Annotated in this window: 7 protein-coding genes and 1 pseudogene; 6 read left to right on the top strand and 2 right to left on the bottom strand. The window is 75.9% G+C overall.

What is annotated here, in order from left to right:
- Positions 1-426 precede the first annotated feature (426 nt).
- The 3 genes from ABZ641_RS21095 to ABZ641_RS21085 all read left to right on the top strand — a co-directional run bounded on the left by ABZ641_RS21095 (position 427) and on the right by ABZ641_RS21085 (position 4,591).
- On the top strand, positions 427-3,246 hold the full coding sequence (locus tag ABZ641_RS21095; protein ID WP_359983848.1) for a glycoside hydrolase family 3 C-terminal domain-containing protein: 2,820 nt from the start codon (positions 427-429) through the stop codon (positions 3,244-3,246).
- A gap of 132 nt (positions 3,247-3,378) precedes the next feature.
- Complete coding sequence (locus ABZ641_RS21090) at positions 3,379-4,041, top strand: ThuA domain-containing protein (protein ID WP_359983845.1); 663 nt, start codon at positions 3,379-3,381, stop codon at positions 4,039-4,041.
- Between the two features lie 76 nt (positions 4,042-4,117).
- Positions 4,118-4,591 (top strand): DNA starvation/stationary phase protection protein, encoded by a 474-nt coding sequence (locus ABZ641_RS21085; protein ID WP_359983842.1) that lies wholly within the window; start codon positions 4,118-4,120, stop codon positions 4,589-4,591.
- Positions 4,592-4,635: 44 nt separating this feature from the next.
- On the opposite strand, the gene ABZ641_RS21080 is transcribed toward ABZ641_RS21085, so the two are convergent.
- On the bottom strand, positions 4,636-5,403 hold the full coding sequence (locus ABZ641_RS21080; RefSeq protein WP_359983839.1) for an aminotransferase class IV: 768 nt from the start codon (positions 5,401-5,403) through the stop codon (positions 4,636-4,638).
- Positions 5,404-5,487: 84 nt separating this feature from the next.
- Between ABZ641_RS21080 and ABZ641_RS21075 the strand changes: the two genes are divergently transcribed.
- Complete coding sequence (locus ABZ641_RS21075) at positions 5,488-5,973, top strand: hypothetical protein (RefSeq protein WP_344623200.1); 486 nt, start codon at positions 5,488-5,490, stop codon at positions 5,971-5,973.
- Positions 5,974-5,976: 3 nt separating this feature from the next.
- Here ABZ641_RS21075 and ABZ641_RS21070 read toward each other — a convergent pair whose 3' ends face one another.
- Complete coding sequence (locus ABZ641_RS21070) at positions 5,977-6,381, bottom strand: (2Fe-2S) ferredoxin domain-containing protein (protein ID WP_359983837.1); 405 nt, start codon at positions 6,379-6,381, stop codon at positions 5,977-5,979.
- 253 nt (positions 6,382-6,634) lie between these two features.
- Between ABZ641_RS21070 and ABZ641_RS21065 the strand changes: the two genes are divergently transcribed.
- Together ABZ641_RS21065 and ABZ641_RS21060 are read left to right on the top strand one after the other, a co-directional pair.
- Entirely contained in the window at positions 6,635-7,069 is a 435-nt protein-coding gene (locus ABZ641_RS21065) for a CBS domain-containing protein (RefSeq protein WP_344623109.1), read from the top strand.
- Between the two features lie 37 nt (positions 7,070-7,106).
- Positions 7,107-7,173: pseudogene (locus ABZ641_RS21060) on the top strand (hypothetical protein); the annotation flags it as partial.

The following is a 7,173-nucleotide window of genomic DNA, read 5'->3' as shown; positions in this document are numbered from 1 at the left end:
CCCGGCCGGCGGCGTCCCCGGGGGGTGCGGCTGGGTGGGAGGTCCGCGGCGGGGGCCGCGAGGGTGTGACGACGGTGCGGGGGTGGCGCAGAAGGGCGCCCCGGCGGTGCGGCGGTGGCCCGGCCGCACTGTCGAAGCGCTTCAACGTGGCGCCGAGGCTAGGCCAGCCGCGGCCGTCGCACAAGGGTTTGCGCGCGCTTCACGGTTCAGGACTTGACGGTGGAACAGACCGTGCGACCGCTTCGGGACAGCCACCTGCGGCCCTGTCGAATCGGTCTGGACCAGCAGGAACACCCGGCCCGGGCGGCCCGGCCCGGCGGTCGGCCATCTTGACAGCCTGCGGTGCCACTGCCAATTTCGAAGCGCTTCGACCGACCACCTCGTGAAGCCACAGCTCCGCCCCCGTGCCGCACCGGAGGACCATCCATGCCCGACGCCCCTTACCGCGACGCCCGGCTGCCCGCCCGCCGACGGGTCGAGGACCTCCTGTCGAGGCTCACCACGGACGAGAAGATCGCCCTGCTGCACCAGCACGCGCCCGCCGTCCCCCGGCTCGGCCTGGCCGCCCACACCACCGGCACCGAGGCGTTGCACGGCGTCTCCTGGCTCGGCCCGGCCACGTCCTTCCCGCAGGCGGTCGGCCTCGGCGCCACCTGGGACCGCGCGCTGCTGCGCCGGGTCGGCGAGGCCGTCGCCACCGAGGTCCGTGCCTTCCACGAGCGGCCCGCCGCCCCCGGCCGCGCCCGGATCGGCCTCAACGTCTGGGCGCCCGTGGTCAATCCGCTGCGCCACCCGCTCTGGGGCCGCAACGAGGAGGGCTACGCCGAGGACCCTTCGCTGACCGCCGACCTCGCCGCCGCCTACACCGGTGGCCTGCGCGGCGACCACCCCGTGCACTGGCGCACCGCGCCCACCCTGAAGCACTTCCTCGGCTACAACAACGAGACCGACCGCACCACCAGCTCCTCCGACCTGCCGCCGCGCGTCCTGCACGAGTACGAACTGCCGTGCTACCGCGGCCCGGTGGAGGCCGGTGCGGTGGCCGCCGTGATGCCCTCGTACAACCTGGTCAACGGGCGGCCCGCGCACCTCACCCCCTACCTGAAGGAGGAGCTGCGGCAGTGGAAGAACGGCGCCGACCTGCTGGTCTGCAGCGACGCCGAGGCGCCGTCCAACCTGGTCGCCGCCCAGCGGTGGTCCGCCGACCACGCCGAGGCGCACGCCGCCGCGCTGCGCGCCGGGGTGGACAGCTTCACCGACCACGGCACCGACTCCCCCGTCACCACCGCCCGGCTGACCGAGGCGCTGCGGCGCGGCCTCGTCACCGAGGCCGACATCGACGCCGCCGTCGGCCGGCAACTGCTGATGCGGATCAACTGCGGCGAACTCGACCCGGAGCTCGACCCGTACGCCGGAACCGGCCAGGACGTGATCGGCTGCGAGGCGCACCGCGGGCTCGCCCGGCAGGCCGCCCGGCAGGCCGTGGTGCTGCTGCGCAACGAGGGCGGCCTGCTGCCGCTGCCCGCCGACGGCACCCTCGCCGTGCTCGGCCCGCTCGGCGACGACGTGCTGCGCGACTGGTACAGCGGCTCGCTGCTGCACCGCACCACCCTGCTCGACGCACTGCGCGAACGGCTCGGCGCCGACCGGGTGCTCCACGCCGACGGCCTGGACCGGATCGCGCTGCGCTCCGCCGCCACCGGCCGCTACCTCTCGGCCGCCCCGGACGGCACCCTCGCCGTCTCGGCCGAGCACGTCGGCGAGCACGAGGGCTTCGCCGTCCAGGACTGGGGCCACGGCGTCACCACCCTGCAGGCCCACGACGGCCGCTACCTGACCAAGGACGGCTACGGGCTGCTCGCCGCCACCGCCGACCACCCGGACGAGTGGGTCGTCCAGGAGACCTTCCGGCTGGAGCGCGGCGAGGACGGCCGGGTGCGCCTCCGGCACCTCGGCAGCGGCCACTGGGTTGCGCTCGCGGCCGGCAGCGACGCGCTCACCACCTACGCGTCCTCCCGCGAGCAGGCCGAGCCGTTCACCGTCCGCACCGTCTCGGCCGGCGCCGAGCGGGCCGCCGCTCGCGCCGCCGCGGCCGGCACGGTGGTCGTCGTGGTCGGCAACGACCCGCACGTCAACGGCCGGGAGACCGAGGACCGCCCCGACCTGGCCCTGCCGCCGCAGCAGGAGGAGGTGCTGCGCGCGGCCCGCGCCGCCAACCCGCGCACCGTCCTCGCCCTGGTCAGCAGCTACCCGTACGCGCACGAGCGGGCCGCCGCCGACGTCGCGGCGGTGCTGTGGACGGCGCACGGCGGCCAGGAGGGCGGCGCGGCCCTCGCCGACGTGCTGCTCGGCGACCACAACCCGTCCGGCCGGCTGCCGCAGACCTGGTACCGCGCCGACCAGCCGCTGCCCGGGCTGCTGGACTACGACATCATCACCGCCCGCAGCACCTACCTCTACCTCGACGAGGAGCCGCTGCACCCCTTCGGCCACGGCCTCTCCTACACCGAGTTCCGCTACGGCGCGCTGACCGCTGCCGTCGACGGCGACCACGCCCTCGCGGAGCTGACCGTCGCCAACCGCGGCCCGCGCGCGGGCGCCGAGGTCGTCCAGCTGTACGGCCGTGCGCACGACGCCCCGGTCGCCACCCCGCTGCGGCGGCTGGTCGGCTTCGAGCGGATCGAGCTCGCCCCGGGCGAGGAGCGGCGGGTCGCCTTCCGTGTCCCGCTCGCCGCGCTCGGCCGCTTCGACCCGGGGCACGGCCGCTGGACGGTCGACCCCGGCCGGTACACCCTCGCCGCCGGTGCCTCCAGCGCCGACCTGCGCGCCGCCGCCGAGCTCGCCCTGACCGGCCCGGCAGCACCGCCCCGCCCCGGTCTCGCCGGCCCGATCGCCGCCCGGGACTTCGACGAGGCGGCGGGCGTCCGGCTGGTCGAGCGCAGCCGCGAGGGCGGCGAGGCGGTGGCGGGCGGGGGCCCCACCCCGGCCCGACTCGTCTTCCGCGCCGTGGACTTCGGCGACGGGGCGACCCGCGTCGAGCTCACCGCCGCCCGGGAGGGCGCCGGGCCGGCCGCCGTCGAGCTGCACCTGGCCGGCGCGGTCACCCGGATCGAGGTGCCCGCCACCGGCGGCCGGTACGCCTGGACGGCCGTCCGGGCCGACCTCGCCGCGCCCGCCAAGGGCGTCCACGAGCTGCGGATCGTGCTGCGCGGCGCGCTGCGGCTGGCCGAGGCCGCCTTCGGCTGAGCCGGGTGCCGGCCCCGCGGCGGCGGTTGCGGGGCCGGCACTTGGCGATCCGCGCACGGATCGCGCACGGAGGGTGCACGGACCGTCCGAGCCCTCCCCCGGCACGTACCCGCTGAGGCAGGATCAGCCCCCATGACCGCCAGGATTCTCGTTCACACCCGCAACCTGCTCTTCCCGCACGAGTCCGTCGTCGACGGCGTGCGCGCGCTGCGCGAACTCGGCGCCGACCACGGCTTCGACGTGGACGCCACCGACGAGCCCTCGGAGTTCCGCCCGGGCTCGCTGCGCCGCTACGCCGCCGTGGTCTTCCTCTCCACCGGCGGCGACGTGCTGGACGAGCCGGGACGGGACGCCCTGCGGGCCCACCTCGGCGCCGGGAACGGCTGGATGGGCGTGCACTGCGCGGCCGGCACCGAGCTGGAGTGGCCCTGGTACGAGGGCCTGGTCGGGGCCCGCTTCCACAGCCACCCGCCGATCCAGACCGCCACCGTCCGCACCGCCGACAGCGGCCACCCGGCCACCTCGCACCTTCCGCCCAGCTGGACGTGGACCGACGAGTGGTACAACTTCCGCACCGACCCCCGGGAGCGCGGCGTGCGGGTGCTGCTCACCGTGGACGAGGACGGCTACGAGGGCGGGCTGATGGGCCCCGGCCACCCGATCGCCTGGTCCGGCGAGCACGACGGCGCCCCCACCTTCTACACCTCGATCGGCCACGCGCCGGAGGCCTACCGGGATGCCTGCTTCCGGGCGCACCTGCTGGGCGGTGTCCGGCATGCGCTCGGCGAGAAGTGAGAGATGCCCGGTTTGACCGATTTCCTGTGAGAGGCTGGCGGGCGCCGGAGTCGGACGAGCCCGAGGAGCAGCCCCGATGTACGCCATCCACAGCCCGCTGCCCGACGCCGACCGCACCGCGGTCGGCGAGGCCCTGCAGGGCGCCCTGGTCGACCTGGTCGACCTCTCGCTGGTCGGCAAGCAGCTGCACTGGAACGTGGTGGGCCCGCGCTTCCGCTCCGTCCACCTGCAGCTGGACGAGATCGTCGCGCTCGCCCGGCAGCACGCGGACACGGTGGCGGAGCGGGCCGCCGCGATCGGCTTCCCGCCGGACGGCCGGGCGCGGACCGTCGCCGACAGCAGCGGCATCACCGCCCCCGTCTCGGGACCGATCCAGGACGACGACACGGTGGCGGCCCTGGTCGCCGCCCTCGGCGCGGTGATCGCCCGGATGCGGCAGCGGATCACCGCCACCGCCGACCCGGACCCGGTCAGCCAGGACATCCTGATCGGCCTCACCGCCGACCTGGAGAAGTACTCCTGGATGGCGCAGGCCGAACACCCCGGCTGAGCCCGTTCCGCGGGCCGCGCGGGGTGCCCCGCGCGGCCCCGCTGCTACAGCCGCTCCCCCGGCACCGCCGCGTACGCCGCGCGCAGGGCCGCCACCACCGGGTGCGCCACCGCCAGGTCCGTCCCGTCCACCGCCGCCACCGGGCGCACCCCGACGGCGGCGTTGGTCGCGAAGGCGGCCTCGAAGCCCGCCGCGCCGGTGATCCGCAAGGCCCGCCACGGGTGGGCGGCCTGCAGCAGTTCCATGGTGGTGCCGCGCAGCTGATCGGCCGTCGGCCAGAGGACCTCGCCGCCGCGGACGAAGCCGATGTTCCAGGTGCCGCCCTCGGAGACGGCCCCGGAGGCGTCGGTGAACAGGGCGTCGTCGTAGCCGGCCGCCTGTGCGGCCCGCCGCTCGCGCAGCGCCCCGAACAGGCCGACGCCCTTGACGTGCGGCGCGTCCCGCTCGTACCGGACGGTCCGCACCCGCAGCGGCGGCAGCTCCGCCGGCCCGGCCGGACGGGTCGTCACCAGCACCCGCGGGCTCGCCGCGCCGCCGATCCGGCCGAGGTCCAGCTCCGGGTCGAAGACGGTCACCCGCACCGTCGCGGCCCCGGCCGTCGGCGCCGCCCGGCGCGCGTACGCCCGGACGCGCTCCAGGTCGAGGTCGGCGCCGAACAGTTCGCGGCAGTCCCGCTCCAGCCGGGCGAGGTGCAGCCCGAGGCCCCTGACCAGGCCGTCCTCCACCAGCATGGTGGTGAAGTGCCCGTAGTTGGTGAGCGCCAGGGCCTGCAGCTGTGCGGCCGTGGCCGGCCGCCCGTCGAGTTCCGCCATGCGCCCAGCATGGCAGCAGCCGCCGCGGTAGCCTCGGCTCGGCCCGGCGGGTACGGGCCGGCGGCGACGACCGGTGAGGACGGCATGACGGCGATCGCGGTGACCGGGCACCTGGACCTCTCCGAGCGGACGGTACCGCTGGTGCGGGACGAACTGCGGGCGCTGCTCGCCGCGCACCGCCCCGCCGGGCTGATCGGCCTGTCCTGCCTCGCGCCCGGGGCGGACTCGCTCTTCGCCGAGGAGGTGCTCGCCGCCGGCGGTCGCCTGGTCGCCGTCCTGCCCTCGCCCCGCTACCGCCGCTGGCTCGCCGAGCCGGACCGGGCCGCGTTCGACCGGCTGCTCGCGGCCGCCGCCGCGGCGGTCGTGCTGCCGTACCGGGAGCAGTCCGACACCGCGTACCAGGCTGCCAACGCCGAACTGCTGCGCCGGGCCGACCTGGTGGTCGCGGTCTGGGACGGCCGGCCGGGGCGCGGCCTCGGCGGCACCGCCGACATGGTGGCCACCGCACGGCAGGCCGGGGTGCCGGTCCGGGTGGTGTGGCCGGACGGGTCGGCCCGGGCGGCGGCCTGACGGTCAGCCGGGCAGGTTCTCCCGGATCCGCCGGGAGACGGTGAACTCCTGGAGGTCGAGGGTGCCCGGCGCGGGCACCAGGCCGGGGCCGCCGGCCCGCACCCACTCCACCACTTCGTCGATCATGTCCTCGGAGAGCACCCAGCCGAGCCAGACCGGCCGGCCGCCGGCCAGCCGCCCCTCGCTGGACGGGCCGACCACGACGACGTTGGAGTGCCCGCAGGCGTCCAGGCAGTCCACCGCCCGGACCTTGCCCGCCTCGCCGATCCCCTCGCGCAGCCGGGCCAGCTGGCCCTGGTGGTCGACGCCGGGATGCTTGGCCGTCGTGCCGCAGCAGCAGCCCCGGCAGACGGTGACGGTGACCGGCGCGGGCGCGGCGGGCGGCTGGCTGCGGGGACGACGGGCCATGGGTTCCCTCCCTGGTGCCCGCCGCCGCGCGCCGCCGAACGGGTGACGGCTCCGAGGACGGCGGACCGGTACGAACGGCACCGCCACAACGGTCGGCACCTGGGGAGATTCTGCCGCAGCGGGCCGCCGGCTCCGCGCGCGGCCCCGGACGGTGATGCATATGGTGATCGCACCATCACGCTCCGCGTGCCGTCGCGGCCGCGACCGGCGGCCGACCCCACGGACGACGAGCGGACGACGAGAGGAAACCCCCGTGACCACTGCCAGTGACATCATGCACCGCGGCGCCCAGTGCATCGACGCCGACCAGACCCTGATGGCCGCCGCGAAGATGATGCGCGACATGGAGGTCGGCGCCCTGCCCATCTGCGGCCCGGACGGGATGCTCAAGGGCATCATCACCGACCGGGACATCGTGGTGAAGTGTCTGGCGGCCGGCAAGGACCCGTCCACCATGATGGCGATGGACCTGGCCGGCCACCTGCACTGCGTGAAGGCCTCCGACGACATGGAGACGGTGCTCAAGAAGATGGAGCAGCACCAGATCCGCCGGATGCCGGTGATCGAGAACGGCCGGCTGGTCGGGATGATCAGCGAGGCCGACCTCGCGATGGGCCACCGCGACGGCCAGCGGCTGACCGACCGTCAGATCATCGAGTTCATGGACAGCATCTACGTGAGCCGCTGACGCCGCGACGCCCCCGGGGGCGCGGAGGACCGCAGTCGTCCTGGTGGAGATCAAGGCCCGCTTCGACGAGCAGGCCAACATCAAGTGGGCCCGCAAGCTGGAGG

Origin of the sequence: Kitasatospora sp. NPDC007106, assembly GCF_040634455.1 — a bacterium.
In the GTDB taxonomy this organism is placed as follows: Bacteria; Actinomycetota; Actinomycetes; order Streptomycetales; family Streptomycetaceae; genus Kitasatospora; species Kitasatospora arboriphila.
Note: the sequence above shows the minus strand (reverse complement) of the source record. Positions and strands in the feature narration are given on the sequence as shown.

What these genes read in the sequence shown, in the direction of transcription:
- ABZ641_RS21070 (WP_359983837.1), bottom strand. Translation starts at nt 6,381, where the DNA reads ATGGCCCGTCGTCCCCGCAGCCAGCCGCCCGCCGCGCCCGCGCCGGTC.
- ABZ641_RS21080 (WP_359983839.1), bottom strand. Translation starts at nt 5,403, where the DNA reads ATGGCGGAACTCGACGGGCGGCCGGCCACGGCCGCACAGCTGCAGGCC.
- ABZ641_RS21075 (WP_344623200.1), top strand. Translation starts at nt 5,488, where the DNA reads ATGACGGCGATCGCGGTGACCGGGCACCTGGACCTCTCCGAGCGGACG.
- ABZ641_RS21085 (WP_359983842.1), top strand. Translation starts at nt 4,118, where the DNA reads ATGTACGCCATCCACAGCCCGCTGCCCGACGCCGACCGCACCGCGGTC.
- ABZ641_RS21090 (WP_359983845.1), top strand. Translation starts at nt 3,379, where the DNA reads ATGACCGCCAGGATTCTCGTTCACACCCGCAACCTGCTCTTCCCGCAC.
- ABZ641_RS21095 (WP_359983848.1), top strand. Translation starts at nt 427, where the DNA reads ATGCCCGACGCCCCTTACCGCGACGCCCGGCTGCCCGCCCGCCGACGG.